This window comes from Borborobacter xinjiangensis (assembly GCF_047739745.1).
GTDB lineage: Bacteria > Pseudomonadota > Alphaproteobacteria > Rhizobiales > Rhizobiaceae > Pseudaminobacter.
On the sequence record NZ_JBLLVA010000015.1, the window covers coordinates 17,183 to 42,713 of the forward strand.

26 protein-coding genes and 1 tRNA gene are annotated in these 25,531 nt (G+C 62.2%); 8 read left to right on the forward strand and 19 right to left on the reverse strand.

Annotated features, from left to right (window positions below; translation table 11 throughout):
• Positions 1 to 27: 27 nt before the first annotated feature.
• Both ACLKMW_RS16190 and ACLKMW_RS16195 read left to right on the forward strand, forming a co-directional pair.
• Positions 28 to 627, forward strand: coding sequence for a HupE/UreJ family protein (locus tag ACLKMW_RS16190; protein WP_415725520.1), 600 nt, complete (start codon positions 28 to 30; stop codon positions 625 to 627).
• Between the two features lie 81 nt (positions 628 to 708).
• Positions 709 to 1,413, forward strand: coding sequence for a helix-turn-helix domain-containing protein (locus ACLKMW_RS16195; protein ID WP_415725521.1), 705 nt, complete (start codon positions 709 to 711; stop codon positions 1,411 to 1,413).
• Positions 1,414 to 1,442: 29 nt separating this feature from the next.
• Here ACLKMW_RS16195 and ACLKMW_RS16200 read toward each other — a convergent pair whose 3' ends face one another.
• The 8 genes from ACLKMW_RS16200 to ACLKMW_RS16235 all read right to left on the reverse strand — a co-directional run bounded on the left by ACLKMW_RS16200 (position 1,443) and on the right by ACLKMW_RS16235 (position 8,060).
• A complete protein-coding gene (locus tag ACLKMW_RS16200; protein ID WP_415725523.1) occupies positions 1,443 to 2,351 on the reverse strand; it encodes a LysR family transcriptional regulator in 909 nt (302 codons plus the stop codon).
• A gap of 595 nt (positions 2,352 to 2,946) precedes the next feature.
• A tRNA-Gly gene (locus ACLKMW_RS16205) sits at positions 2,947 to 3,021 on the reverse strand.
• A 290-nt stretch (positions 3,022 to 3,311) separates the two neighbouring features.
• Positions 3,312 to 4,427, reverse strand: a complete 1,116-nt coding sequence (leuB, locus tag ACLKMW_RS16210; protein WP_415725524.1) for a 3-isopropylmalate dehydrogenase — start codon at positions 4,425 to 4,427, stop codon at positions 3,312 to 3,314.
• 123 nt (positions 4,428 to 4,550) lie between these two features.
• Positions 4,551 to 4,901 (reverse strand): VOC family protein, encoded by a 351-nt coding sequence (locus ACLKMW_RS16215; RefSeq protein WP_415725525.1) that lies wholly within the window; start codon positions 4,899 to 4,901, stop codon positions 4,551 to 4,553.
• A gap of 10 nt (positions 4,902 to 4,911) precedes the next feature.
• Positions 4,912 to 5,295, reverse strand: a complete 384-nt coding sequence (locus ACLKMW_RS16220; RefSeq protein ID WP_415725526.1) for a RidA family protein — start codon at positions 5,293 to 5,295, stop codon at positions 4,912 to 4,914.
• 17 nt (positions 5,296 to 5,312) lie between these two features.
• A complete protein-coding gene (locus tag ACLKMW_RS16225; RefSeq protein ID WP_415725527.1) occupies positions 5,313 to 6,131 on the reverse strand; it encodes a hypothetical protein in 819 nt (272 codons plus the stop codon).
• A gap of 74 nt (positions 6,132 to 6,205) precedes the next feature.
• Complete coding sequence (leuD, locus tag ACLKMW_RS16230; RefSeq protein ID WP_415725528.1) at positions 6,206 to 6,811, reverse strand: 3-isopropylmalate dehydratase small subunit; 606 nt, start codon at positions 6,809 to 6,811, stop codon at positions 6,206 to 6,208.
• A 79-nt stretch (positions 6,812 to 6,890) separates the two neighbouring features.
• Entirely contained in the window at positions 6,891 to 8,060 is a 1,170-nt protein-coding gene (locus tag ACLKMW_RS16235) for an NAD(P)/FAD-dependent oxidoreductase (protein ID WP_415725529.1), read from the reverse strand.
• Positions 8,061 to 8,202: 142 nt separating this feature from the next.
• On the opposite strand from ACLKMW_RS16235, the gene ACLKMW_RS16240 reads away from it, so the two are divergent.
• Positions 8,203 to 8,409, forward strand: coding sequence for a DUF1737 domain-containing protein (locus tag ACLKMW_RS16240; RefSeq protein ID WP_415725530.1), 207 nt, complete (start codon positions 8,203 to 8,205; stop codon positions 8,407 to 8,409).
• 72 nt (positions 8,410 to 8,481) lie between these two features.
• Here the strand turns inward: ACLKMW_RS16240 and ACLKMW_RS16245 are convergent, their stop codons facing one another.
• Complete coding sequence (locus ACLKMW_RS16245; RefSeq protein WP_415725531.1) at positions 8,482 to 8,910, reverse strand: metallopeptidase family protein; 429 nt, start codon at positions 8,908 to 8,910, stop codon at positions 8,482 to 8,484.
• 245 nt (positions 8,911 to 9,155) lie between these two features.
• Here ACLKMW_RS16245 and ACLKMW_RS16250 point away from each other — a divergent pair, with 245 nt between their 5' ends.
• The 3 genes from ACLKMW_RS16250 to ACLKMW_RS16260 are packed head-to-tail and all read left to right on the forward strand — an operon-like array spanning position 9,156 to position 14,894.
• Positions 9,156 to 10,163 (forward strand): ImuA family protein, encoded by a 1,008-nt coding sequence (locus tag ACLKMW_RS16250; RefSeq protein WP_415725532.1) that lies wholly within the window; start codon positions 9,156 to 9,158, stop codon positions 10,161 to 10,163.
• Positions 10,084 to 11,565: a Y-family DNA polymerase gene (locus tag ACLKMW_RS16255; protein ID WP_415725533.1), complete on the forward strand. Its 1,482-nt coding sequence runs from the start codon at positions 10,084 to 10,086 to the stop codon at positions 11,563 to 11,565. The genes ACLKMW_RS16250 and ACLKMW_RS16255 overlap by 80 nt, the downstream gene beginning before the upstream one ends.
• Positions 11,562 to 14,894 (forward strand): error-prone DNA polymerase, encoded by a 3,333-nt coding sequence (locus ACLKMW_RS16260; protein WP_415725534.1) that lies wholly within the window; start codon positions 11,562 to 11,564, stop codon positions 14,892 to 14,894. Before ACLKMW_RS16255 ends, ACLKMW_RS16260 begins: the two co-directional genes overlap by 4 nt.
• A gap of 116 nt (positions 14,895 to 15,010) precedes the next feature.
• Here the strand turns inward: ACLKMW_RS16260 and ACLKMW_RS16265 are convergent, their stop codons facing one another.
• From ACLKMW_RS16265 to ACLKMW_RS16310, 10 genes are all read right to left on the reverse strand, one after another.
• Positions 15,011 to 15,922: an energy transducer TonB family protein gene (locus ACLKMW_RS16265; protein WP_415725535.1), complete on the reverse strand. Its 912-nt coding sequence runs from the start codon at positions 15,920 to 15,922 to the stop codon at positions 15,011 to 15,013.
• Positions 15,919 to 16,389: a TonB system transport protein ExbD gene (exbD, locus tag ACLKMW_RS16270; protein WP_415725536.1), complete on the reverse strand. Its 471-nt coding sequence runs from the start codon at positions 16,387 to 16,389 to the stop codon at positions 15,919 to 15,921. Before exbD ends, ACLKMW_RS16265 begins: the two co-directional genes overlap by 4 nt.
• A 10-nt stretch (positions 16,390 to 16,399) precedes the next feature.
• Complete coding sequence (gene exbB / locus ACLKMW_RS16275; protein ID WP_415725537.1) at positions 16,400 to 17,368, reverse strand: tonB-system energizer ExbB; 969 nt, start codon at positions 17,366 to 17,368, stop codon at positions 16,400 to 16,402.
• A 144-nt stretch (positions 17,369 to 17,512) separates the two neighbouring features.
• Positions 17,513 to 17,770: a Trm112 family protein gene (locus tag ACLKMW_RS16280; RefSeq protein ID WP_415725538.1), complete on the reverse strand. Its 258-nt coding sequence runs from the start codon at positions 17,768 to 17,770 to the stop codon at positions 17,513 to 17,515.
• Positions 17,767 to 18,438, reverse strand: coding sequence for an LON peptidase substrate-binding domain-containing protein (locus ACLKMW_RS16285; protein ID WP_415725539.1), 672 nt, complete (start codon positions 18,436 to 18,438; stop codon positions 17,767 to 17,769). Before ACLKMW_RS16285 ends, ACLKMW_RS16280 begins: the two co-directional genes overlap by 4 nt.
• Positions 18,439 to 18,551: 113 nt before the next feature.
• Positions 18,552 to 19,541: a thioredoxin gene (trxA, locus tag ACLKMW_RS16290; RefSeq protein WP_415725540.1), complete on the reverse strand. Its 990-nt coding sequence runs from the start codon at positions 19,539 to 19,541 to the stop codon at positions 18,552 to 18,554.
• A gap of 94 nt (positions 19,542 to 19,635) precedes the next feature.
• Positions 19,636 to 20,133 (reverse strand): prolyl-tRNA synthetase associated domain-containing protein, encoded by a 498-nt coding sequence (locus ACLKMW_RS16295; RefSeq protein ID WP_415725541.1) that lies wholly within the window; start codon positions 20,131 to 20,133, stop codon positions 19,636 to 19,638.
• A gap of 82 nt (positions 20,134 to 20,215) precedes the next feature.
• Positions 20,216 to 20,620, reverse strand: a complete 405-nt coding sequence (locus ACLKMW_RS16300) for a Fur family transcriptional regulator (protein WP_415725621.1) — start codon at positions 20,618 to 20,620, stop codon at positions 20,216 to 20,218.
• Between the two features lie 140 nt (positions 20,621 to 20,760).
• Positions 20,761 to 21,948, reverse strand: a complete 1,188-nt coding sequence (locus tag ACLKMW_RS16305) for a Gfo/Idh/MocA family protein (RefSeq protein WP_415725542.1) — start codon at positions 21,946 to 21,948, stop codon at positions 20,761 to 20,763.
• A gap of 26 nt (positions 21,949 to 21,974) precedes the next feature.
• The gene (locus ACLKMW_RS16310; RefSeq protein ID WP_415725543.1) at positions 21,975 to 23,030 is read right to left on the reverse strand and encodes a sugar phosphate isomerase/epimerase family protein; all 1,056 of its coding nucleotides are present in this window, start codon (positions 23,028 to 23,030) and stop codon (positions 21,975 to 21,977) included.
• Positions 23,031 to 23,407: 377 nt separating this feature from the next.
• Between ACLKMW_RS16310 and ACLKMW_RS16315 the strand changes: the two genes are divergently transcribed.
• Both ACLKMW_RS16315 and ACLKMW_RS16320 read left to right on the forward strand, forming a co-directional pair.
• On the forward strand, positions 23,408 to 24,295 hold the full coding sequence (locus tag ACLKMW_RS16315) for a sugar phosphate isomerase/epimerase family protein (RefSeq protein ID WP_415725544.1): 888 nt from the start codon (positions 23,408 to 23,410) through the stop codon (positions 24,293 to 24,295).
• 66 nt (positions 24,296 to 24,361) lie between these two features.
• Positions 24,362 to 25,531: a mandelate racemase/muconate lactonizing enzyme family protein gene (locus ACLKMW_RS16320; protein WP_415725545.1), complete on the forward strand. Its 1,170-nt coding sequence runs from the start codon at positions 24,362 to 24,364 to the stop codon at positions 25,529 to 25,531.

The following is a 25,531-nucleotide window of genomic DNA, read 5'->3' on the forward strand; positions in this document are numbered from 1 at the left end:
AAATCCCTAGAGCCTTCAGGTGTTTTCATGTCTAGATTCCGCATTCGCGCACTGCTGACGGCGGCTGCCGTTCTCCTCCCCTCCCTGGCCATGGCCCATACGGGACATGGCGAAGTCTCCGGTTTCGCGCACGGCTTTGCGCATCCGCTGGGCGGCCTCGACCACATCCTGGCGATGGTGATGGTCGGCCTTTTGGCCGCGCAGCTTGGCGGCCGGGCATTGTGGCTGGTGCCGGCGAGCTTCGTTGCCGTCATGGCGCTCGGCGGCGGACTTGGCCTTGCCGGCTTCGGCCTGCCTTTCGTCGAGCTTGGCATCGCCCTGTCGATCATCGTGCTTGGCGCGGCCGTCGCCTTCGGGCTGACCGCCCCGGTCGCCGCCGCCATGGGGCTGGTCGGCTTCTTCGCCATCTTCCACGGCCACGCCCATGGCGCCGAGATGCCGGAGACGGTGGCCGGCCTGGCCTATGGCAGCGGCTTCATCGCCGCCACCGCGCTGCTGCATGCAGCCGGCCTGGCCGGCGGGCTCGTGCTCGGCCACACCGCCGAGGCGAGAGGCGCCACGCTGGTCAAATGCCTGGGCGGTGCCGCCTCGCTGGCCGGCGTCGGCATCCTCACCGGCGTGCTGTGAGCCGCCAGAGGCGCCCGACAATCGGGCGCCTCTTCGACCGCACGAGCAGCCAGTCGCAATTCGCGAAGGAGACCCCCTGGAATGAGTGAATCATACAGCACAGTGGAACCCTCGGCCTACGAAAACGCCCGGCTGGACTTCGCGCATGCAAGCTCATCCCAACCTTGGCAACGCTGTAGCGAGAATGAGAGCCGCAAGGGGGCACTTCTGCAGGCGGCCATTGGCCGAGAGGTTCGCTCGATGCGCGCCCGACACGGCATGACCGTCATGGAACTGGCAACTGCGTCAGGCATCTCGGTCAGCATGCTTTCGAAGGTGGAAAATGGCGCCATTTCGCCCTCCCTGGACACGCTGCATGCGCTGTCGTCCGCGCTCGGAGTGCCGCTGACTGCGTTGTTTCGACGTTTCGTCGGAAAAAGCCGCGCTGTTTTGGTGAAGGCCGGGGAGGGCATGAATGTTGAACGGCGCGGCACCCGCGCGGGCCATCAGTACAATCTGCTTGGTTATGTCGGTTCAAGCACAAGCGGCGTTGTCGTCGAGCCCTATCTCATCACGCTGACCGAACCCTCGGATGCGTTCCCGACCTTCCATCATGATGGAATGGAGTTCCTCTACATGCTGGAAGGCGAGGTCGTCTATCGCCACGGCAGCAGCCTCTATCGCATGACGCCGGGCGACAGCCTGTTCTTCGACGCCGATGCGCCACACGGGCCAAAAGAGCTGACAAAATTGCCCATCCGCTTCCTCTCGGTGATTTCCTACCGCGCGGATCAGGCGAGCGGGTGACCAGCGGCGATCCACCGATGCGAAAGCCTCTATTTCAGACAGGCAATGAAACCTTCGCGAAGCTTGTTGCGGCGCGCCAACTGCGGAAAGCTTGGATTGTCAATCACATAGACGCCGATGGAAGGCGCGATTTCGCGTGGAAGCAAAGGCCACAATCGTCCTTCCGCTTCATCCGCCGACGCATAGTTTTCCGGCAGGAAACAAAGCCCTATTCCCAAAACCGCGAACCGCTTTGCCTCTTCAAGATGCTCGGTTACGGCCGAGACCTTGTCGCCGAGCCCATATTGCAGCCGAAAAGCCCTCAGCTCGTCGGGTTCGTCACTTCCGGTAAGAACGAAACGTTCATCCTGCAATTGCCGAGGGTCAACGAACTGCTTGCCGAACAATCGATGACTAACTCCGCAATAGGGCCGGTGAATCTCGTCGGAAAGGAATCGGTACCTGAGTTCCGGGCGCGCAACCCTCGACGGAGCCACGCCGATGTCGATCTCGTTCCGCATGACGGAACCCGTCACATGAGTGGACGGCATGGTGGAGACGATAAGCTCTACATTCGGAAATCTAGCATGAAAAAGACTGATCGCCGCGTCCAACATGCTGCTGGTGAAATTGCTGATCAGCCCTATCGTCAGGTTCCCATGAACTTCACTGGAGGATTCATTGGCGAGACTTGGAATTTCGCGGACCGCGCGCATTATCGGAGCACAGAGTTCTGCCAGCAGTATTCCTTCAGGCGTGAGTTCGAACCCCGCTGAGCCTCGCTTGCAGAGGGTGGCGCCGATTCGAGTCTCAAGCCGCTGGAGCGCAAGGCTGATGGCAGATTGTTTCAAGTGCGTTCGATCGGACGCTTTGGTTATCCCGCCGGCCTGTACGATTTCGTGGAATATTTTAAGTAAATTCCAATCCAACTCTCGAGCGAAATCTTCGATCGACTTCATGAAGAACTTGTCTCCGGATGCTTGCAATCCTGGTTTCCCTGGGTGTGTCACACAGCAGTGCGCATCCTTGGGGGCTTCTGTGCCGTCAACGCCGGATGATCTAACTGATTTGAAACTCAATAAGAAAGGGGACACGCATGAAATCGAGAGACGCTTCCTCCCATTTGGGTTGGCTTCGACACGTTTTATACAGGCTGCTTGCGGTAAGGGCGGGTCGCCATTTCAGCCAGAATGCAGCAGAAAAACTCTGCCTGCTGGATAAACATCACCGATAGGATGCTCGTATTCAGAAAGAGTTGATGGCGGCTACGGCTCTGGAGGCAAGCAGCGACCAGGCCGGGGGCAGCTTCTGTTTGGGCTAACCGCCGGTGGCAACCAGAAGTAAGGTGTGTGAGACATATTTATCTCGACTAGCCACTGAACATACCCATTCGAGAAATCGTACACGAAATCCGGCCGCCGTTATTGGCGGCAGCGCGCCCGGAGCGGACGTGTTGTTGGCCGCGAACTCGCCGATAGTTGATCGGCGGCGATTTCAACTAGCCTTAAAAACGATAAAGCCGCGGCAAACCGCGGCTTTTCGATAGAAGATAATTGGAGCGGGTGAAGCGATTCGAACGCTCGACCCCAACCTTGGCAAGGTTGTGCTCTACCCCTGAGCTACACCCGCTCACGTGCGGCTCTCACCGCAAGCGCAGCCTATATGGCGGAAGAGCCGGCCGATTGCAACAGGGAAACGCAGGCATTTTGCACTTAAATCGCTGCACCAAGAGTAACTGGCTTCGAAAGCGCATATGGGGCGCGAAGCCGCGCTGGCAGGTGCGGGAAGCCTTGCCGGATCGGCCCGACGATCAGCATGAATTCTCCGCCCTGTGACGGATTCAATAGTATGAGTGAATATGAAGCGGCTCGGCGCGTCCAGTCGGATGCACCGAGCTTGATCCTGAACCTGCCGGCCGATTACGCCGCCATTTGCGCGATGAATTTCTCCACCACCGCATCGCCCATCGCCGAGGTGCCGACCTCGGTATTTCCTTGCGACATGATGTCCTTGGTCCGGTAGCCGGCGTTCAGCACCGCGGCGATTGCAGCCTCGAGCGCGTCGGCCTCGGCGACCATGTTGAAGGAATAGCGCAGGCACATGGCAAAGGATGCGATCATGGCGATCGGATTGGCGATGCCCTTGCCGGCGATATCGGGTGCGGAGCCGTGTACCGGCTCGTAGAGCGCCTTGCGCTTGCCGGTTCTCGCGTCGGGGGCGCCGAGCGAAGCCGAGGGCAGCATGCCGAGCGAGCCGGTCAGCATCGCCGCCACGTCGGACAGCATGTCGCCGAACAGATTGTCGGTCACGATCACGTCGAACTGCTTGGGCCAGCGCACGAGCTGCATGCCGCCGGCGTCGGCCAGCATGTGGTCGAGCTTGACGTCGGCATAGTTTGCCTTGTGCATCGCCGTCACCACCTCATTCCACAGCACGCCGGATTTCATGACGTTGCGCTTTTCCATCGAGGTGACGTGGTTGCGGCGGGTACGCGCAAGTTCGAAGGCGACGCCGGCAATGCGCTCGATTTCATAGGTGTCGTAGAGCTGCGTATCGATGCCACGCTTCTGACCGTTGCCGAGATCGATGATCTCCTTCGGCTCGCCGAAATAAACGCCGCCGGTAAGCTCGCGCACGATGAGGATGTCGAGGCCCTCGACCACTTCCGGCTTCAGCGAGGACGAGGCGGCCAGCGCCGGATAGCAGATCGCCGGGCGCAGATTGGCGAAAAGCTGCATGTCCTTGCGCAGGCGCAAAAGCCCTGCCTCCGGACGGACGTCATAGGGAACCGGATCCCATTTCGGGCCGCCCACTGCACCGAGAAGCACGGCGTCGGCAGCTATCGCCCTATCCATGTCGGCGTCGGAGATCGCCTTGCCATGCGCATCATAAGCACAGCCTCCGACCAAGCCATCCTCGGTTTCGAAGCCGGTGCCGAGCCGATCGTTCATCACCGAGATGAGCTTGCGAACCTCGCCCATCGACTCGGGGCCGATCCCGTCGCCGGGGAGAAGAAAAAGTTTGCGCGATGCCATGAAGAGCCGTCCCAAAACAAATTATAAGCCGGGGTCTTGCTAAACGCCGAAGCGCGGCTGCGCAAGCCGAATCAAAGCCCCTGCTCTTGAGCTGTCCGGCATAGAGCCGGGACACAAAGCGTTTCAGCGATGCATAAGGATATTGACCAGTCGGCCGAAGGGATCGCGCACATAGAAGCGCCGCACGCCCCAAGGTTCGTCGACCGGTCCGTACTCGCTCGCGAAACCGGCCTGCCGCATGGCTTCGAAAGCGGCATCGACATCATCGACCTCGATCGAGAAGTCCGGCACCGGCGTACCCGATCCGCCCTCGGTGGCGAAGCTGATCTGCACCTTCATTCGCTCGGGCGAGCCATAGGTGGTCATCCAGCCGTGATCCATCATGAGATCAAGGCCGAGCACGTCGCCATAGAAGCGCTTCGCCGCCGAAATGTCGCTTGTGGAGACATTGGCCATGATGCGTTTGACTTTCATGGGGCCTCCGTCAGCCGCCGCCTCTCAGTGCCGTCACTTCGATCTCGATTTTCATCTCGGGTTTGACGAGGCCGCAGACGATCATCGTCGCGGCCGGCCGAATGTCGCCGAAGGCAGCGCCCAGTATCGGAAACACGGCATCGACGAACGCGACGTCTGTGACATAGTAGTGGGCGCGCACGACGTCGGCGAGCGAAAAGCCCGCTTCCTCCAGAGCGCGGGCGATGGTGGCAAGGCAATTTCGCGTCTGTTCCTCGACGCTGTCGGGCATTGTCATCGTCGCATAGTCGTAGCCGGTCGTTCCCGACACGAAACACCAGTCGCCCTGAACCACTGCCCGCGAATAGCCGGCGGTCTTTTCAAAGGGCGAGCCGGTGGAAATGAGCTTGCGCATCCGGTCAATCCCCACCTTTATTTCAGGGCCGATTCCATCAATTTGCGCAGCTCTTTCGGCCAGTTCTTTAACTGCGGCCAGGCGGCAAGCGGCGGGTTGTCACCCTGTTGCGCGAAATAGAGCTTTCGGCCGCGCGGATCGATAGCCATGAAGGCGTCGGCACTGCCGCAGGCATGCGGCACGCAGCCATGTCCGTAAAGAATACCCGACGAAGTTTGCTCAAAACCGCTGCCGACCGACAGTCCCGTTGCGACATCGTTGAGCGAGGCGCCGAGCAGTCTCTCCGCTGCCTTGTAGACGTCCTGATTGGCGAAGGCGTCAACGATGTATGTGGGCGTGGTCGTCTCCAGATCGGTCCATTTGGTGCCCGGCTGCGGTGTATAGGCAAGTTGTCCGGCGACCGTCAGCCGTTCGTCGGGCGACCATGCCTGGACAGGCACGGTCGCGCCCGGGAGCAGGTAGGGCACGAAGTAGAGCTTGTCTCCGGTCGCGGCGGCAGGCGGAGCGCCGCAATCTTCACCGACCGTGTCGCTTTGCAGGCCGGTTTCTGTCTTCCAGGCGATGACGGTGGCGGGTCCGCAGGCATTACCCCCATTGCCGACGTCGAACAGCGCCACCTTGGTGCCGGAAAGCTCGATGACGCGGTTGAAGTAGACGACGTAGTTACGGGCGATCTGCCGGCCGTCATAGGCAAGAATCTTGTCGAGATCGGCGGTTTCGGTGATGGTGAACGCGCCACCCTCGAAGGCGATTTTTTCCGGCGCCTTTTCCTGCGCGGCGGCGGAACCGCCTGCCGCGACAATTACCCCAAGGACCAGCGCCCGCACACTCCGCATCACCAGCTCCTTCAGCGAAAAGAATCGGGCGGAGGGTCAGCGGTGGAAGGCGGCTTGTCAAGCCGCCGAGGCGCTCAGGCCCAAGGCCGGCTTTCGGCGTTCTTCTTTTCGAAGCTGTCGATGGCGGGTGCCTTCTCCATGGTCAGGCCGATATCGTCGAGACCGTTCAGCAGGCAATGGCGCTTGAATTCATCGAGGTCGAACTTCACCACGCCGCCGTCGGGCCCACGAATCTCACGGGCTTCCAGATCGACGGTGATCGTCGCATTGGCGCCGCGCGAAGCGTCGTCCATCAGCTTGTCGAGATCCTCATGACTGACGACGATCGGCAGGATGCCGTTCTTGAAGCAGTTGTTGTAGAAGATGTCGGCGAAGCTGGTGGAGATGACACAGCGGATGCCGAAGTCGAGAAGCGCCCAAGGCGCATGCTCGCGCGAGGAACCGCAGCCGAAATTGTCGGCCGCCACCAGGATCTGTGCGTTGCGGTAAGCCGGCTTGTTGAGCACGAAATCCGGATTTTCCGAGCCGTCCTCGTTGAACCGCATTTCCGCGAAAAGTCCTTTGCCAAGGCCGGTGCGCTTGATCGTCTTCAGATAATCCTTGGGGATGATCATGTCGGTGTCGATGTTGACGATCGGCAGTGGAGCGGCGATGCCGGTCAGTGTCGTGAATTTATCCATGGCTTCTGGCCCGTCGATTGTTCGGGAAGTGTCTCGGCCCCGATTTACACAAAGGGCGCGTCGAATCAAAGGGGCCACGTCAAATCACGTTGAGTTCCCGGAACGGCCGGCCTTCGGCAATGCGCTCATAGCCGAAAGCCGAGCAGTCGATCGTCCTGTAGGCGCCGTGGACCAGAAGTTCGGCCAGCGCCTTGCCGACAGCCGGCGCCTGCTGCAGACCATGGCCGGAAAAGCCGTTGGCGAAGATGAAATTGCCGACTTCGGGATGCGGCCCGATCACCGCGTTCTGGTCGAGCGTGTTGTAGTCATAGTGCCCGGCCCAGGCGCGGGTGGCCTTGATCGCCTCGAAGGCCGGCACGCGCGTGGCCAGAACCGGCCAGATCGTCTCTTCGAACAGCGGCCAGTCCGGTTCGAAATCCGACGGATCGGCGGGTTCTTCGCCGTCTTCGGATTCGGCGCCGCCAGTGATGTAGACATTGCCCTCGGGCCGCACATAGATGCCGCTCGGATCGACGATCAGCGGCATGTCGGCGAATTTGTCGCGCGCCTCGAATACGAAGACGCTGCGCTTGCGCGGCTCCACCGGCAGGGGAATGCCCGCCAAGGCGGCAATCTTGCCGGCCGACGGTCCGGCCGCGTTGACGATGGTTCCGGCCTCGATGCTTTCGCCATTGTCGAGCGACACCCCGATGGCGCGATTGCCGGAGCGCTGAATGCCGGTGACGGAATGGCTGAGGAAATCGATGTCCTTGTGCCGCAGCGCCTTGCGAAACAACATCAACATCGCGTGGGCATCGAACCAGCCTTCGCCGGAGCGGCCGAAGGCGCCGGCCGAGATGCCCTCGGTCGACAACCAGGCAAAGCGCCGTTTCAGCGCGTCCGCATCCTCCAGAACGATATCGGTGCCCTCGGCTAACTGGACCGCATGGTTTTGCCGCAGGATCGGGAGGCCGCTTTCTCCCGCGAGGATGAGATATCCGCCTTCGCGAAAGCCGATATCGGCATCTTCGCCGAATTCCTGTTCCAGACGTCGAAACAGCGCCAGCGTGAACTGCGAGAGGCGGATATTTTCGGGAATCGAGAATTGCTGGCGGATGGAGGCGCAGGAAAGCGTCGTCGCCGAATGGGTGAATTGCGGATCGCGCTCGATCAGCGCGATCGAGCCGGAAAATCCTTCCTGGCGCAGATAATAGGCGACCGAGCTTCCCACGATCGCCCCGCCGATGATGATGACGTCGTAGCGGGCCATGTGCTGTCCTTGGATATCCGACTGTCTAAACCCTATCAGGGTTCATGGCTGGGTCTTGCAAGAGCCAGCATTGCCGGGCAAGAAGACCACATGAGCCGCCGCCTGGAAGATTTTCGATGAAGCGGCGATGGGAGCCGAGGCAATGAAACTCTACCGCTTTCTGACCGCGCCGGACGATGCGAGCTTCTGCCATAAGGTGACGGCGGCGCTGAACAAGGGGTGGCATCTCTTCGGCTCGCCGACCTATTCTCATGATCCCGACACCGGCACCATGCGCTGCGGCCAGGCCGTGGTGAAGGATGTCGAGGGCGTCGATTACGATCCCGGTATGAAGCTCGGCGACTTCTGACGGCTTCGATCTATCGCTTTATTGGAGCATCGGGTTTTCCGAAAACCGGATTTCACTTTTCGGTCCGGTGCTCTAATTCTGATCGGCCGCCTCTTCGATCTTTTCCATGTCTTCGTCCGACAGGCCGAAATGATGGCCTATTTCATGGATGAGGACATGGGTAACGATGTCGCCTAGCGTCTCTTCGTTTTCGGCCCAGTAGTCGAGAATGGCGCGCCGGTAGAGCGTCACCCGATTGGGACCCTCGCCGGTGTGCGGGTTCCAGCGTTCGGCGATGCCCCGGCCCTCGAACAGGCCGAGCAGGTCGAACGGCGTTTCCAGCGACAGGTCGTCCATGATTTCGTCGGTGGGGAATTCCGCGATCTGGATGATTATTTCGCCGGTAAATTTCCTGAAATCCTCGGGCAGATGGGCATAGGCCTCGAGCGCCATGAATTCCATTTCTTCCATCGACGGCGAAAGCTGATCATGCCACGAGCGGTTCTTGTAGACGCGAGCCATTCTGTTTCCTTTTGACCGCATATAGCCTGTCGAGGACAGGCTTTCGAGGCCTTTGCCGCTTCCGTGAGAAATTAGGGCGGAACCTCGGAGGTTGCAGGGCTTCGAGCAGGATCGTGTGTGGGAAAACCTTGGTTTCCCGGCAGGTTGCGGCAGGAATAAATTCTCCTCAAAGACCTGCTTGACTCTTCGAGTGGGCTCTGGAATCTATAAGAACATAACATGAACATACCAAAGAGCAGGCCGTCATGGTGGCACCCGCCGTGGCGCAGGAGGCCGTTTGTGCCCTGCGCCGGAAAATTGCCCGGATAGAAGGCGCGCTGCCAGGAAGCCCGGCAACGCCCGAGGACGCGCATCCCCAGCAGGCAGATTTCATCTTCCGGCATGACGGCGTGGCCGTTCCGGAAAGCCGCTTCCTTCGCACTGGCGCGGCTGATTTCGACGCAGCTCTTGACGGCGGCCTGCCGAAAGCGGCTCTGACGGAAATCCATGGGATCGAAACCCGCGATGCCGGAGCAGTGACGGGCTTTGCGCTGGCGCTTGCCGGGCGGATACTGAAGGAACAGGCAGGTCCTGCCTTGCCCCTCCTATGGATCGGCGCGACGGATATTTTCCAGGAAGCAGGCTTTCCCTATGTTCCGGGTCTGGCATCCCGTTTCGGCATCGAACTGGAACACCTGCTGATCGCAGAGGCGGCGAAGATTTCGGATGTCCTTTGGATTGCCGGCGAGGCGGCCGGCATGAAAGCGCTCTCAGCCATTCTGCTCGAAGTCCGCGGCAGCTCCCGAAATCTCGACCTTACCGCCACCAGGCGGCTGCATCGCCGTGCGCAGTCAGCCGGCCGGCCGGTTTTCCTGCTGCGGCAGGCCAGCGAGGCCGAACCGACCGCAGCCCCGGTGCGGTTGGTCGTCTCGCCGGCTCCAGCCGCGCCGCGCTGGACGATGGCTGGCCTTCTGGACGGCACTATCGGCCCACCCGGCTTCACGGTCAGGATCGACAAGAGCCGCCTTGCCCCGCCCGGACAGTTCACGCTGGAGTGGAACGCCGATGAACGCACATTCGAAGATCGACAGCCAGGAAGTTCCGGGACAGCGAATCCTGGCATTGTGGTTTCCGCATCTGCGCACGGAGCGGATATTGCGTCGGCGCCTGGGTCGGTCGTGGCGTTCAGGGCCGTTGGCCGCTCGGCCGCCGCTGGTCATCAGCCACCGCGAGAACAACACGCAGCGCATCGCCGCCCTCGACGAGCAGGCTGAAGCGCTACGGCTGAAGCCCGGCATGGGCATTGCCGATGCGCGCGCCATGCACCCTTGCATAGAAGTCATCGAAATGGACCCGGTGGCCGACCGCCGACTGCTCGAAAGCCTGGCCGACTGGTGCGACCGTTATACGCCGCTGGTGGCGATCGACGGCGAGGACAGTCTGTTTCTCGACATAACCGGCTGCGCGCATCTCTTCGGCGGCGAAAAGCCGCTGCTTGACGACCTCATGGCTCGCTTCTTTCATCAAGGCTTCGATGTCCGCGCCGGCCTTGCCTCGACGCCCGGCACTGCCTGGGCTGCGGCGCATTTCTGCGCCGAACCCATCATCGCGCCCGGCACGGAGGAAAAGACGCTGGCACCGCTGCCGCTGGCGGCGCTGCGCCTTGCCCCGGCAACGATCGCAAGTCTCGAAAGTGTCGGTCTGCGCACCACGGGCGGGATATTGCAGGCGCCGCGCGCGCCATTGGCGCGCCGCTTCGGCAAGATGCTGCTGACACGTCTCGACCAGGCATTGGGACATCTGGAGGAGGCGATATCGCCGCGTCTGCCCGTCGCGCCGCTGTCGGTCGAGCGGCACCTGATGGAGCCCGTTTGCCTGATGGAAGAGATCGAGCGCCTGGTTTTCCAGCTTGCGCTCAGCTTGAAGCCGGACCTCGAACGGCGGGAGGAGGGCGCGCGTGCCCTGCAGCTCATGCTGTTTCGTGTCGACGGCGCGGTCAGTCGCATCGGGGTTGGTGCTTCGCGCCCATTGCGCGAGCCGTTCCTGATCGGAAAATTGTTCCATGAGAGATTGAAGGCGCTCGAAGGGGCGTTCGATGCCGGCTACGGTTTCGATCTCGTCCGCCTGTCGGTTCTGGCGAGTGCGCCGTTCGAGGCCGACCAGGCCGATTTCGTCGGTGACGATCGCGGCGATGACGAGGATCTGGCGCTCTTCGTCGACCGCGTCTGCGCCCGCCTGGGCAGCGGCACGGTGCGCAAATCCGTCGACGTCGAAAGCCATATACCGGAGCGGGCAGTTTCTTGCGTGCCTTTTGGCGAAGCAGGCAAGAGGCCTGTTCGGGCAAAATCCGTGAAAGCCGAAGCCGTTCGAAATTTCCGGCCGATGCGCCCGATCCGTCTCTTTTCCCGTCCCGAACCGCTCGAGGTGACGGCCGCCGAAATACCGGAGGGTCCGCCCCTCCGCTTCCGCTGGCGCCGCGCGCTCTACGATGTCGTGCGCGCCGAGGGGCCCGAGCGCATCGCGCCGGAATGGTGGCGGGATGACGCGCAGGAAGCCACGCGCGACTATTTCCGTGTCGAAGACCGCAATGGTCGTCGTTACTGGCTGTTCCGCCAGGGGCTTTATGGCGCCACCGAGGCCAGTCCGCGCTGGTTCATGCAGGGGCTTTTCGCATGAACGCGGTTGCCGGAGCGGCCTATGCCGAATTCGCCGTGCAGTCGAATTTCTCGTTCCTGCGCGGTGCCTCCTCGCCCGAGGAACTGGCAACGACGGCGCATCGTCTGGGCCTGTCGGCCTTCGGGCTGGCCGATCGCAACAGTGTGGCGGGCACGGTGCGCGCCTGGAAGATGGCCGACGAAGCAAAGCTCGCCTACCATCCCGGCTGCCGCCTCGTCTTTTCCGATGGGACGCCGGATATCCTTGCCTATCCGCAGGACCGTATGGGCTGGGGCAATCTCTGCCGCATGCTGACCAAGGCCAATATGCGCGGCGAAAAAGGCGATCCGGATCTCCGCCGCGAGGATTTCCTGGAATTCAGCGATTGTCTGTCGCTTGCCATATTGCCGGATTTTTCGGTCCGCCAGGATGAGACGCTGCGCCTGCTGCATGGTTTGCGTGAGCGTTTCGGCCAGAACATACGGCTTGCGGTTTCGCCCTCCTATGCCGGGGACGACCGCTGGCGAATCGAGCAGGCGGCCGCCCTGGCCGCGACCGCCCGCATGAAGCTGATGGCGGTCAACGACGTGGCTTATCACGATCCCGGCCGGCGCCCGCTTCAGGATGTCCTGACCGCCATCAGGCTGACCGTCCCGGTCGACCGGGCCGGATTCCACCTGACGGCCAATGCCGAACGCCACATGAAGCCGCCGGCCGAAATGTCGCGCCTATTTCGAAGCCACCCGGAAGCACTCGCCGAGACGCTCCGCTTCGCACAAAGCCTCGATTTCTCGCTGGAGCAGCTCCAGTACAACTATCCGGATGAAATCACGAAATCCGGACTCTCTGCCCAGGAAGAGCTGGAAAGACTGGCCTGGGAGGGTGCGCGGGAGCGTTATCCCAATGGTATCCCCAAGACGATAATCGACGGTCTCAAGCACGAACTCGCAATCGTCGAAGGCCTGAATTACGCGCGTTACTTCCTGACCGTCCACGATATCGTGAAATTCGCCCGTTCGAAGGGCATATTGTGCCAAGGGCGAGGGTCCGCGGCCAATTCCCTTATCTGTTACTGCATCCGCATCACCGATGTCGGACCCGAGATCATGGACCATCTCTTCGAGCGGTTCATTTCCAAGGAACGTGGCGAGCCGCCGGATATCGACGTCGATTTCGAACATGAAAGGCGAGACGAGGTCATCGCCTATATCTACGACAAATACAGCGAAAAGCGCACCGCGCTCGCGGCTTCCGTCGTCACCTATCGCGCCCGCTCGGCACTTCGGGAAGTCGCCAAGGCTCTGGGCCTGTCGGAGGACGTGATGAGCGCGCTTTCCGGGTCGATCTGGGGCTGGTCGTCTTCCGAACTCGGCGACAAGGAAGCGAAGGCCGGTGGCCTCGACCAATCCGATCCGCTGTCCCGGCATGTTATCGACCGCTCCAACGAGATCATGGGCTTCCCGCGTCATCTCTCCCAGCATGTCGGCGGTTTCGTCATCACCAGGGATCGGCTGGACGAGGTGGTGCCGATCGTCAAGACGGCGATGGACGAGCGCAAGATGGTCGAGTGGGACAAGGACGATCTCGATGCCGTCGGCATATTGAAGGTCGATGTACTCGCGCTTGGCATGCTCTCCTGCCTGCGCCGGGCCTTCGACCTTTTGGAGAACCATTACAAGCATCATTGGCCCGAAAGGCTGGAACTAGCCACGATCCCCAAGGAAGAGAAAAGCGTCTACGACATGATCTGCCGCGCCGACACGATCGGCGTCTTCCAGATCGAAAGCCGGGCGCAGATGAGCATGCTGCCGCGCCTGAAGCCCAGGGAGTTCTACGATCTGGTGATCGAGGTGGCGATCGTTCGTCCCGGCCCGATCCAGGGCGATATGGTGCATCCCTATCTGCGCCGGCGCGAGGGCAAGGAAAAACCGGAATATCCAAGGCCCGAACTGAAAAACATTCTCTGGAAGACCCTTGGTGTGCCGCTTTTCCAGGAGCAGGCGATGAAGATCGCCATCGAGGCCGGAGGCTTCACGCCGGAGAAGGCGGACAAGCTTCGCCGCGCCATGGCCACCTTCAAGCGCACCGGCACGATCGGTACGCTGCGCCAGGAGATGATCGAGGGCATGGTCGCGAAAGGCTATGAACGCGACTTCGCCGAACGCTGCTTCAAGCAGATCGAGGGGTTCGGCGAATATGGGTTTCCCGAAAGCCATGCCGCTTCCTTCGCCCTGCTGGTCTATGCCTCGTCCTGGTTCAAGGCCTGGTATCCGGACGTGTTTTGCGCGGCGATCCTCAATTCGCAGCCGATGGGTTTTTATGCGCCCGCGCAACTCGTGCGCGATGCGCGCGACCACGGCGTGGAAATACGGCCGGTCGACGTCAACTGGTCGAATTGGGATTGCACGCTGGAGAAATCCCCGTTCGATCCGACTCGGATTGCCGCGCGCCATGCCGAAATGCGGGACGTGATCAGGACGGATCATGCGGTTCGGCTCGGCTTCCGGCGGATCAAGGGACTGTCCGAAGCCGATATGGCGCTGTTCGTGGCCAACCGTCGGGCAGGTTACGATTCGGTGCGGGATGTATGGCTGCGCTCGGGCCTTTCGGTAAGCGCCATCGAGCGTCTCGCCCAGGCCGACGCCTTTCGCTCGCTAGGCCTCGATCGGCGCGAGGCGCTGTGGGCGGTGCAGGCGCTTGACGGAAAAAGTGCGGTCGAACATCTGCCCTTGTTCGACCGGCCCGACCTTCCGCTGTTCGACAACGAGCCGGAGACAAAACTGCCCACGATGCCGCTCGGCGAGCATGTGCTGCATGACTATCGCTCGCTCGGGCTTTCGCTGAAGGCGCATCCGGTTTCCTTCCTTCGCCGGAGGCTGGAGCGTGAAAACGTTTTGCCCAATGCGCGCCTGTCAGGGATCGCCAATGGAAGGCGCGTCACGGTGGCCGGCCTGGTGCTGGTGCGGCAGCGGCCGGGATCGGCCAAGGGGGTGATCTTCATGACACTTGAAGATGAGGAGGCGATCGCCAACGTCATTGTCTGGCCGAAGACATTCGAGCGTTTTCGCCCGATCGTCCTTGGCGCGCGCTTCGTGAGGGTAAGGGGCCGCCTGCAATCGGCATCCGATGTCATCCATATCGTTGCAGAAACGATCGAGGATCTGACGCCATGGCTGGGCGCGCTTTCGGAGGAAGCCCGTCCGTCCGATATCCGCGAAAGCGGAAACCGGCAGCCGAAAACCGTAGAGACTGCTGGTTCCGTGAAGGCGACTGCGCTTCCTGGACGCGACTATGAGCATCTGTCGCGACAAGCCGGCAAGGTCATGCCCAAGGGCCGCAATTTCCAATAGCTATTGGCCTTGAGGTAGGAACGCCATTGCCCGTTCCGATTGGACCGAATGGGGGATCTATCTCTCAGCCCGGCACAATCTTTTTGGAGAGCCGGTCCCGCTTTCGGGACCGTGCTTTATCTCAGATTGAACACCACCGGCACGCTGAGCGTCATGCGCGAGCGGGCGATTTCCTTGGGCGGCGCCGGTACAGGCGAGGCGCGCCGCACCATGTCCAGGGCCGCCCGGTCGAGATCAGCGTTGCCGGAAGAGCGAACGACGCGCGACCCCGTCACCGTGCCGGAAGCATCTATCGTGAACGACACCTGCGTGTTGCCTTCCTCACGACGCGATTTCGCGGAGCTCGGATAACGCTTGTGGCGGTTGAGCCAGGAGAGTACCCGCGATTGCCACTTGACCGGGCTGATCCGCCGTGCGGAAACACCTTCCACAGCCTTGGGCGCCGCTGCCTTGGGCGCCGGCGGGGCTTCGGATCGCGCCGCTTCCGCAGTCCTCGAGGGAGGCTTTACGGCCTTCTCCCGCTTTGGCGGCCGCTTGGCTTTCTCGACGGGCTTTTCCACCATTGGCTCAGGGGGGGCCGGGCGCCGCTGCGGCACGGGTATGGCCACTTCCGGGGTGATTGCCTCGATGGTCTCGGGTTCGATCTCCTCAGGCTTTTGAGTCGGCTCTTCCTCGAGCGGTTCGGCCTTGGCCATCTCTTCGGGCTCGACGGTCTCGACCGGCTCGGCCTCATCGACCATGGGCTCGATCTCTGCTTCGGCGGTCTCTTCGGTCTCAACCGGCTCGGCCTGATCCGCCACCACCTCGTCGGGCACCAGCGCTTCCTCTTCCACCGCTGGCGCGACGGCCATGGGCGCCAATTCCAGCATCAGCGCCGGCGGCGGTCCACCATCCTCGTCCTCAAGCGGCTTGAAGCTTTGTACGGCATAGGCGACTGCTACATGCACCGCGAGCATCGCCGTTGCCGCCGCAGTCCACAACGCCACGTCGCGCAGCCGCAGCCGCGACAGGTCCAGATGCATGGTCATGGCTCAGACCCGACGGAGGGCGACGTCGGCTGCGTTGACCCGCTGGCCGGCGTGGTTTCAAGGCCGACCAGCGCAATCTTGAGATAGCCCGCCGCTCGCAGCAGGTTCATCACCTCCATCAGCTCGCCATAATCGACCGCCTTGTCGGCGCGCAGGAAGATGCGCGTTTCCTTGTCGCTACCGGTCTTGCCGTCGAGGGCGGCGGCAAATCCCTCGCGGGCAATGGTATCGTTGCCAAGCGCCAGGCTGAGGTCGTCCTTCAGCGTCAGAAACAGCGGCTGTTCCGGTCGGGGCGCCGGCTTTGCGGTCGATCCCGGAAGGTCGATATTGACGTCCACCGTCGCCAGCGGCGCTGCCACCATGAAGATGATCAGCAGCACCAATATCACGTCGATAAAGGGTGTGACGTTGATCTCGTGGGTTTCCTCGAGGTCCTCGCCGATGTTTTCCCGTATCCTGCCCGCCATGACGCGCCCGCTATTCCGCCGCCATCTGCTTGGGCTGCCGGCTGCCGATGGTGCGGAAGTCGAGATCGCGGCTGACCAGGCGCTCGACTCCGGCGGAGGCATCCGCCAGTAATTGGCGGTAGCCGGCCGTCGAGCGGGCAAACACGTTGTAGATGACGACCGCGGGGATGGCAGCGACGAGGCCAAGGGCTGTGGCAAGCAGCGCCTCGGCAATGCCCGGCGCGACGACGGCGAGGTTGGTCGTCTCGGCCTCGCTGATGCCGATGAAGGCGTTCATGATGCCCCAGACCGTGCCGAACAGGCCGACGAAGGGCGCGGTCGAGCCGATGGTGGCCAGCACGCCGGTCCCGCGCGACAGCCGCCGCACGGCGGCCGCCTCTATTCGAGCGAGGCGCGAGGTCACTCGTTCCTTCAGCCCGTCGCCGGAGACGTGGTCGAGGGCCGGGTTCGACAGCGCTACCTCCTCGGCGGCTGCCCGCACCAGATAGGTCGCAGGGTCGCCCCGCCCGTCGAGCGAACTACCCGCTTCAGAGAGGCTGCGCGCCTGTGCGATCGCCTTTACCGCGCGGCGCGCACGAAGTCCGGCGCCGGAGATCTCAATCGATTTTGCAAGCCACACTGTCCAAGTGACGAGCGAGGCGAAGGCCAGCCCCACCATGACCGCCTTCACGACGATGTCGGCGGCCATGAACATGCCCCAGGGCGACAGGTCGCGCGGCAGGGTGAGGGGGGTGGCGGCCGGCTCGGCCGCGGCTTGCGCCTCCGCCCCGGCGGGGACTTGCTGCGTGGCTTGCGGCTGTAGGGGCGCGGGCTGCACGGGAGCAGGCGGTGCGGGATCGTTTGCGGCGTTGGCCGGAGCAGCCTGTGTCGTTGGAGCCGCCGTGTCCGACAATGGGGCTTGCGCGCTTGCCCCTCCAGCCGGAACCATGGCCGCTGCAAACAGTGCCACGCAAAAACCAAACCTTAACACGGGTCTCATCCCTACTCGACCTCATTTGCGGACCGGAGACATATTGTCGTTAAAGCAGTGCAACGCCGAGGGCAACTTATTTCTTGAGTGACATTGTCATGAATATAGATCGATGGCTTTCCGGACTGCGTTCTGCCGCAAAGCTTATGTTGCTCAGTCTCGCCCCCGAGCCGGACCTTGCCGGCTGCGATCTTCCGGCTCACCGTCCGGATCGATGCTGCGCGCTTCGGAAGGCAGCATCACCGGAATGCCGTCGCGTACCGGGTAAGCGAGCCTGGCGAGCCGCGACACCAGTTCCTGACGCGCCTCGTCCCAGGTCAGGGGCCCCTTTGTCAGCGGGCAGGCAAGCAGCTCCAGCAGCTTGCGGTCCACGGTCGGGGTTCTGCTCTCGGAGCTGGTCGGCTCGTTCATTGCAGACTTGAGCCGAATTCGTCGCTCAGTCGGGCAAGTGCCATTTCGGTGATGGCTATCAGCGTGTCCGCCCGCGTTTTCAGGTCAGGCGCTTCCAGCAGCGCCTGCTTTTCGGCTGCGCCGTAGGGAGCCATCATCGACAGGGCATTGACCAGTATGGCGTTTTCCGCGCGGCTGACGCTGTCCCAGTCGGCTTCCAACTCGTTGGCTTCGAGATAGGCGCGGAAAGCTTTCAGAAGCATTGGTCGATTGATCTCGGCGCCGGTCGGATCGTCCGACAGGTCGGCCAGGAAAGGCGTGATGCGGCATTGGCGGAACGGCGTTTTCACGGCCAGTTCGTGACCGACACGAAAACGGCAGACGCCCTGCAGGGCGATCAGATAGCGGCCGTCGCCGGATTCGGCGAATGAGGTGAGGCGACCAAGACAGCCGACCTCGCTGAGCTCGGGCTCGCCATCCTCGCGCACCGCCCCATCGAGCGCCGGCTGAATGAGGCCGATGAGCCGCGAACCGGCAATCGCCTCGTCCACCATTTCGAGATAGCGCGGCTCGAAAATGTTGAGCGGGATGCGCCCGCCCGGCAAAAGCAGCGCAGCCTCCAGCGGAAATACCGCGACTGTCGCAGGAATGTCCCTTGCCAGCCGATAATGCGCATTTCCCGCCTGCATCTTGCACTCCCTTCAGGTGACCGCCGTATGTGCCGCGCCGCCACCAACCGTCAGTCACCGCTGAAACGACGATCCTCCTGAACCCTGCACAGTTTCAATGACGGGCCTTCAAGTCAAGAAAACAGCACTGACGACAGCTTGCGGCGGGTGGCCAGCGTGACTTCGTCGGTCATGCCCCATGCCTCGAAAAACTGCAGGAGCTGCGTCCTGGCGGCGTCGTCCTTCCAGGCGCGGTCGGCCTTGACGATCGCCAGCAGATTGTCGGCCGCCTCGCTGCGCTGGCCAAGCGCATTCTGGACCATTGCCAGATCGAATCGCGCTTGATGATCCTTGGGGTCGGCGGCAAGGCGTGCCTCGAACTCGGCCGGATCGCCAAGCGAAGCGACCTGAGCGGCAAGCGCGATCCTGGCGCGTACGGCCGCCAGTGCCGGAGCATCCTGCTTGCCGGCCGGCGCGCGCGCCAGCGTCTCCTCGGCACCGACGGTATCGCCGGCTTCGAACAGCAGGTCGGCCAGGCCTGCCAGAGCTTCGACGTTGTCGGGGTTCTGGGCAAGTATCGCATCGTAAACCGCAGCCGCACCCTGCAGGTCGCCGGCCGCGCGGGCGGCCTCGGCGGCGGCCAGGCCTTCCTCGATCTGCGCCTTGCCGTTGCCCTTGCCGGCGACCTTGTCGATAAAGTCGCGAATCTGGCTTTCGGGCACCGCGCCCATGAAACCGTCTACGGGCTGGCCGTTCTTGAAGGCAATGACCGCCGGAATCGACTGGATGCCGAGCTGTCCGGCGACCGCCGGATGATCGTCAATGTTCATCTTGGCGAGCTTCACCCGGCCGCCGGCGGCGTTGACGGCCTTTTCCAGAGCCGGCGCAAGCTGCTTGCACGGCCCGCACCATGGCGCCCAGAAATCGACGAGGACGGGCTGTTGCCGCGATTCCTGAATGACATCGGCGGTAAACGACGCGGTCGTGACATCCTTGATCAGGACTGCTGCCGACGCCCCGCCGACAGCGGCTTCACCGGGAGCGTTTTGCGGGGATGCGCCATAGTTGACGGTCGTGGAATATTGGTTTCCCATTGCGCCGAATGAATTGTCCTGACTGCTCATTGCTGCCCTTTCGGCTGTCTTGCGAGAATGGTCCGATTATGGCCGGCTGGAAGCCGCCGGAAAAGCCCGGGAATATCCGCCTTCCATGTGGCGCTCATGCGGAGACTTTCAAGATCACGGGATCATGACCCGTGGCTTTTATGAACGTTAGAAGGTCGGCGTTCGAAATCGAAGTGGTCGCCTCGTTGGTCAGCGGGTGTGCGTTGATGACCGGATTCTGCATCAGCGCGCTGTCGAGAACGATTTTCACCCGCCGGCCCATATCGTTGATCAGCCCGAACACGGTCACCGAGCCCGGAGCAACGCCGAGCAGTTCCATGAGGGCTTCCGGCTTGCCGAACGAGACACGGCTCGCCGCGCCGATGAGATGATGGATCTGCTTCAGATCGACGGCCGCTTCCTCATGGACGGTCACGAGAAAGAAATTGTCCTTCTTGTCCTTCAGGAAGAGGTTCTTGGTGTGTCCTCCGGCAATGACGCCACGCAACGCCTGCGAGTCGGCAACCGTGAACAGCGGCGGATGCGATTTCGTCTCCACGGAGATTCCAAGCGATTCGAGAAACGCAAAGAGCTCCGCGGCGGTTTTTGGCATGTCGACGATTCCAGGGCTGAACGGTTGGGATCGGCTGATATCAGCGTGGCTGGATTGCGTCTAACGCGCCGTGTGCCGAGCTTCAAGCGGCCATGGCGGCGCATTTGGCGCAGACGCCGCGAAACTCGATTATCGCCTTCTTGGCGGTGAAGCCGGTCGAGCCGACCCATGTGTCCAACTGGCGGCCGACAACCTCGTCGGAAAATTCCGACACCTGGCCGCACTTGTCGCATATGGCGAAAGCGATCATGCGGTGATTGTGGTCATGCGGCTCGGAGCAGGCGACGAAGGCGCTCATGCTCTCCAGCCGATGGACGAAGCCGGCATCCATCAGCGCATCGAGTGCGCGATAGACCTGAAGCGGCGCGCGAAATCCCTGCTCTCGCAGCAGGTCAAGCAGCGTATAGGCGCTGAGCGGCCCTGTCGCGGCTTCGAGCTTTTCGAGCACGAGCAACTGGTTTTTCGTCAGATTGTCCCTGGCCGCCATTGCTTCGCCTTCGACCCTCATCTTCCCGGCATCATCGCCCTAAACGCCGACATTGTCATTCGTCAAAGGTCACATAGCGATCCAGCGGCCGGATTTCCACCGGCTCGGTCGTCGGAGACCGCGCACGGGACATCGTGAACTCATAGCCTGGTCCAGGCTGCGTTCCTGGCCGACGATTTCACGCAAGCTTCCACAAAAGCCACACCTTCCACACCGTCCTCGATGGTGGGGAAGAGAACATCCTTAGCCGGCTTGCCGCTTTTGCGCCGCGCGGCCCGAATAGCCCGTGCGGCTTCAGCATATATGTTGGCGAAGCCTTCGAGGTAGCCTTCCGGATGGCCGGGGGGAATTCGGCTCATGCGGGCCGCTGCCGTCCCGGCACCGGCGCCGGCACGTGTAATCAACTGCTTCGGCTGGCCGAACGGCGTGTACCAGAGGTAATTCGGATCGGCCTGCACCCATTCGAGGCCGCCTTTGGTACCGTAGACGCGCAGCTTCAGCCCGTTCTCGTTTCCGGGCGCGACCTGGCTTGCCCAGAGCATGCCCTTGGCGGGCGCCTCGCTTGCCCTCGCCTTGAACCGCAGCATCACATGGGCGTTGTCGTCGAGCCGACGACCGGCGACGAACGCATCGAGGTCCGCCGAAAGACTGTCCAGTTGGAGCCCGGTCACGAAGCGCAAGAGATTGTAGGCGTGGGTGCCGATGTCGCCGGTGGAGCCTCCGGCGCCGGACTGTTTGGGATCGGTGCGCCAGGCCGCCTGCTTGGAGCCGGCATCTTCGGCCTTCTCGGTCAGCCAGTCCTGCGGATATTCCGCCTGCACCACGCGAATGTCGCCAAGCTGGCCCTTCTTCACCATTTCCCGAGCCTGCCGAACCATGGGATAACCGGTATAGTTGTGGGTGAGAACGAACAGCTTTCCGGTCTTTTCCACCAGTGCGGCGAGCTTCCTGGCGTCGGTGAGTTTCGAGGTCAGCGGCTTGTCGCAGATGACATGGATGCCGGCCTCCAGAAACGCCTTGGCCGCCGGATAGTGCATATGGTTGGGCGTGACGATCGCCACTGCCTCGATGCCGTCCGGGCGCCGGGCCTCAGCCTTCGCCATCTCCTGGAAGGAGCCGTAGTTCCGCTCCGGATCGAGCCCGAGTTCCGCTCCCGACGCCCTGGCGCGCTCCGGATCCGACGAGAGCGCGCCGGCCACCAGCAGGAATTCGCCGTCGAGGCGTGCAGCGATGCGGTGGACACCGCCGATGAAGGCACCTTGCCCGCCGCCGACCATTCCGTACCGGATAGGTCCGAGCGTCTTTTCGCTGCGTCCCTCAATCGCCATGTCGGCCCCCTCAAACTTTTCGTCCGTCAAATCCCCATCATTGCCCGAAGCTGCGCCCTGTCGGCCCCGCCGCCGGCGAAATCGTCGAAGGCTTTTTCAGTAACGCGGATAATATGGCCGTCGATGAACGGCGCTCCTTCGGCGGCTCCGACCTCGGGATGCTTCAGACAGCATTCCCATTCCAGAACCGCCCACCTGTCATAGTCGTAAGCGGCAAGCTTGGAAAATATCCCGGCAAAATCGACCTGGCCGTCGCCGAGCGAGCGGAAGCGGCCGGCCCGCTTTACCCAGCCCTGATAGCCCGAATAGACGCCCTGCCGCCCGTCCGGATTGAACTCGGCATCCTTGACGTGAAACGCCTTGATGCGTTCGTGATAAATGTCGATGAAGGCCAGATAGTCGAGCTGCTGCAGCAGGAAATGCGAAGGGTCGTAATTGATGTTGCATCGCTTGTGGCCGCCCACCGCATCGAGGAACATCTCGAAAGTGGCGCCGTCGAAGACATCCTCTCCCGGATGGATTTCGTAGCAGAGATCGACGCCTGAGTTCTCATAGGCATCGAGGATCGGCTTCCAGCGCTTGCCGAGTTCGCCGAACGCCTCCTCGATCAAGCCGGCGGGCCTTTGCGGCCAGGGATAGAAATAGGGGAAGGCCAGCGCCCCGGAGAAGCTGACGGAGGCGTTCAGGCCCAAATGTTCGGATGCCTTGGCGCCGAACAGCATCTGCTCGACCGCCCATTCCTGACGCGCCTTCGGGTTGTTATGGACCTCGGGCGGGGCGAAGCCGTCGAACTGGCTGTCATAGGCCGGGTGCACCGCGACGAGCTGGCCCTGCAGGTGTGTCGAAAGCTCGGTGATCTCCACGCCGGCATCGGCGCAGACGCCCTTGATCTCGTCGCAATAATCCTTGGACGACGCAGCCTTCCTGAGGTCGAACAGACGCCCGTCCCACGTCGGTATCTGGACGCCTTTGTAGCCCAGGCCGGCGGCCCATGCGGCTATGTCTTGCAGCGAATTGAAAGGCGCGGCATCGCCCGCGAACTGCGCCAGAAATATGCCCGGACCCTTCAGCGTCGTCGCCATGTCCCGCTCCCTTCCTATGCGCAACAGGCCGACGGGAGCAGAAGCCTGCGACCGACCCGCTGATCAGTCAAGGCCGGCTCCGTCACCTGCCAATATTCTGGTAATACCAAAATGCGCCCGACGGTCAAGCGCGCATTTTTGGTCAGCCATCCGTCAATGATATCCAATCTGACGATAAATACACAACACAACCAGCGTTTTAGCCGTGTATAGCGGGGTCGGAAAAGCTATTCTTGCGAGGCTGATGGAAATGATTTAGAAATCGGCTCATACCCAATTGGTCGAACCAGTTGTGAAACTGATGCGCCTTGCGGGGAGGAGACGCCGCCGCGCCGACCGGCGAGGCTGATTGCAGGCGAATTTGAAAAGGAAAGACCATGCATCTTTCGACGCACAACTGGATGCGAGCCGAGCCGCTGGCCCAGACCCTCGCGCGGATCAAGCAATATGGCTACGAAAGCATCGAGATCTCCGGCGAGCCGACGCGGTACGACATCAAGGACACCCGCGCGCTGCTGAAGGAAAATGGCATCCGCTGCTGGGGCGCGGTGACGCTGACGCTCGGCGAACGCAACCTTGCGGCCAAGAACGAAGGCCAGCGCGCCCGCTCGGTCGACTACGTCAAGAGCGTCATCACCATGGTCAACGAACTCGACGGCGAAATCCTCACGCTGGTGCCGGCAACCGTCGGCAAGGTGGTGCCGGACGGCACCGAGGAGGAGGAGTGGAAATGGGTGGTGGACGCCACCAGGGAATGTTTCGACCACGCCCAAAAGAAAGGCGTGCGGATCGCGATCGAGCCGCTGAACCGTTTCGAGACCTATTTCTTCAACCGCGCCGCCCAGGCTCTGGCGCTGGCCGACGCAGTTAGCCCGGAATGCGGCATCTGCCTCGATGCGTTCCACATAAATATCGAGGAGGAGGACATCTATGACGCCATCCGGCTCGCCGGAAAGCGCCTGTTCGACTTCCATGTGGCCGACAACAATCGCTTTGCCGCCGGTCTTGGCAATCTCGATTGGGAAAAGATCATCGGCACGCTTAAGGAAATCGGCTATGACGGCGCCGTCACCAACGAATTCGTAGCGCCGGTGGACCGTACGCCGGCAAACAAATATCCGATGATGGTGGACCGCAATCCGGTCGACATTCCGCCGGAGCAGCTCAAATTCATCCAGGATCATGGCTCGAGCGTTCTGACTGAAGCGTTCTATGCCGACCAGATGCGCATAACGGCGGAAACCATCCTGCCGCTGATCAGGTAAGCAGGCCGGCATTCCGGCATATCAGCTGCTCCGTCGCCTAAGAGGCCGGAGCAGCCGGGGTAAGACATGCGCATAAAGCACGTTCAGGCATGGTGGGTCAGCATTCCCATCCAGACGGATCGCCAGCACCGAAGCGACTTCGGGCAAGTGCGGACATTCGACGCGGCCATCCTGCGCATCGAAACCGACGACGGCCTGGTCGGCTGGGGGGAGGGCAAGAACGCCGCCGGCAGTGCCGGCAGCTACGGCGCCCTCGTCCACATGCTCAACCATGAGATCGGGCCGCAGCTGATCGGCCGTCAGGCCGGCGATATCGGCATCATCTGGGAAATGCTTTACAATGGCGTGCGCCACGAAAGCGCGGCGGCGGCCGGCCATGCCATGCCGCAGCTCGCGCGGCGCGGCCTGTCGATCGCCGCGATCAGCGCTGTCGACATCGCGCTTTGGGACATTCTCGGCAAGTCGCTCGGCCAGCCGGTGTGGCGACTGCTGGGCGGGCGCAAGCTGGAGCGCCTGCCGGCCTATGCCTCCGGCGGCTGGGCCCCTGCCGACACGATCGGCGAGCAGCTCCAGTCCTACATCGACCAGGGCGGGTTCAGGGCGGTGAAGATGCGCATAGGCGCGATGGATGGCGCGCCGCATGTTTCGGCAGCGCGCGTGCGCGCCGCGCGCCAGGCGCTCGGCCCGGAGATCGAAATCATGGTCGACGCGCATGGCACTTATACGGTGGCCGAGGCCAAACGCTTCGTCCATCTCGTTTCGGATTGCGACATCGCCTGGTTCGAGGAGCCGGTCATCGCCGACGACAAAGCGGGCATGGCCGAAGTACGCGCCTCAGGCAGCGTGCCGATTGCGACCGGCGAAAGCGAAGCGACGCGATATGCGTTCCGTAATCTCGCCGTGCTGAGAGCGGCCGATATTTTCCAGCCCGATCCGGCATTTTGCGGCGGCATCAGCGAAGCCATGAAGATCGGCGTGCTTGCCAGCGCCTTCAATCTGCGTTTCGCCCCTCATTTGTGGGCCGGCGCGCCCTGCTTCTTTGCCGGCCTGCATATTTGCGCGGCATCGCCGGCGAGTTTCACAGTGGAGTATTCGCTGGGCGCCAACCCGATGATACATGACCTTGTCGAGGAGACGGTGGAGGTCAAGGACGGTATGATCGAGGTCCCCGATTCTCCCGGCCTGGGAGTGACGGTTTGCGAACGATTCCTGGAGGAACACGCACAGGACACGTGA

Bases quoted from the DNA above. Each gene is read 5' to 3' on its own strand.
- ACLKMW_RS16260 (WP_415725534.1), top strand. From the start codon at position 11,562: ATGAACGCGGTTGCCGGAGCGGCCTATGCCGAATTCGCCGTGCAGTCG.
- leuB (WP_415725524.1), bottom strand. From the start codon at position 4,427: ATGGCATCGCGCAAACTTTTTCTTCTCCCCGGCGACGGGATCGGCCCC.
- ACLKMW_RS16235 (WP_415725529.1), bottom strand. From the start codon at position 8,060: ATGGCCCGCTACGACGTCATCATCATCGGCGGGGCGATCGTGGGAAGC.
- ACLKMW_RS16215 (WP_415725525.1), bottom strand. From the start codon at position 4,901: ATGAAAGTCAAACGCATCATGGCCAATGTCTCCACAAGCGACATTTCG.
- ACLKMW_RS16250 (WP_415725532.1), top strand. From the start codon at position 9,156: ATGGTGGCACCCGCCGTGGCGCAGGAGGCCGTTTGTGCCCTGCGCCGG.
- ACLKMW_RS16295 (WP_415725541.1), bottom strand. From the start codon at position 20,133: ATGCCAAAAACCGCCGCGGAGCTCTTTGCGTTTCTCGAATCGCTTGGA.
- ACLKMW_RS16240 (WP_415725530.1), top strand. From the start codon at position 8,203: ATGAAACTCTACCGCTTTCTGACCGCGCCGGACGATGCGAGCTTCTGC.
- ACLKMW_RS16300 (WP_415725621.1), bottom strand. From the start codon at position 20,620: ATGGCGGCCAGGGACAATCTGACGAAAAACCAGTTGCTCGTGCTCGAA.
- ACLKMW_RS16195 (WP_415725521.1), top strand. From the start codon at position 709: ATGAGTGAATCATACAGCACAGTGGAACCCTCGGCCTACGAAAACGCC.
- leuD (WP_415725528.1), bottom strand. From the start codon at position 6,811: ATGGATAAATTCACGACACTGACCGGCATCGCCGCTCCACTGCCGATC.
- ACLKMW_RS16320 (WP_415725545.1), top strand. From the start codon at position 24,362: ATGCGCATAAAGCACGTTCAGGCATGGTGGGTCAGCATTCCCATCCAG.
- ACLKMW_RS16245 (WP_415725531.1), bottom strand. From the start codon at position 8,910: ATGGCTCGCGTCTACAAGAACCGCTCGTGGCATGATCAGCTTTCGCCG.
- exbB (WP_415725537.1), bottom strand. From the start codon at position 17,368: ATGAGACCCGTGTTAAGGTTTGGTTTTTGCGTGGCACTGTTTGCAGCG.
- ACLKMW_RS16280 (WP_415725538.1), bottom strand. From the start codon at position 17,770: ATGAACGAGCCGACCAGCTCCGAGAGCAGAACCCCGACCGTGGACCGC.
- ACLKMW_RS16225 (WP_415725527.1), bottom strand. From the start codon at position 6,131: ATGCGGAGTGTGCGGGCGCTGGTCCTTGGGGTAATTGTCGCGGCAGGC.
- ACLKMW_RS16305 (WP_415725542.1), bottom strand. From the start codon at position 21,948: ATGGCGATTGAGGGACGCAGCGAAAAGACGCTCGGACCTATCCGGTAC.
- ACLKMW_RS16285 (WP_415725539.1), bottom strand. From the start codon at position 18,438: ATGCAGGCGGGAAATGCGCATTATCGGCTGGCAAGGGACATTCCTGCG.
- ACLKMW_RS16265 (WP_415725535.1), bottom strand. From the start codon at position 15,922: ATGACCATGCATCTGGACCTGTCGCGGCTGCGGCTGCGCGACGTGGCG.
- exbD (WP_415725536.1), bottom strand. From the start codon at position 16,389: ATGGCGGGCAGGATACGGGAAAACATCGGCGAGGACCTCGAGGAAACC.
- trxA (WP_415725540.1), bottom strand. From the start codon at position 19,541: ATGAGCAGTCAGGACAATTCATTCGGCGCAATGGGAAACCAATATTCC.
- ACLKMW_RS16220 (WP_415725526.1), bottom strand. From the start codon at position 5,295: ATGCGCAAGCTCATTTCCACCGGCTCGCCCTTTGAAAAGACCGCCGGC.
- ACLKMW_RS16310 (WP_415725543.1), bottom strand. From the start codon at position 23,030: ATGGCGACGACGCTGAAGGGTCCGGGCATATTTCTGGCGCAGTTCGCG.
- ACLKMW_RS16190 (WP_415725520.1), top strand. From the start codon at position 28: ATGTCTAGATTCCGCATTCGCGCACTGCTGACGGCGGCTGCCGTTCTC.
- ACLKMW_RS16315 (WP_415725544.1), top strand. From the start codon at position 23,408: ATGCATCTTTCGACGCACAACTGGATGCGAGCCGAGCCGCTGGCCCAG.
- ACLKMW_RS16200 (WP_415725523.1), bottom strand. From the start codon at position 2,351: ATGAAGTCGATCGAAGATTTCGCTCGAGAGTTGGATTGGAATTTACTT.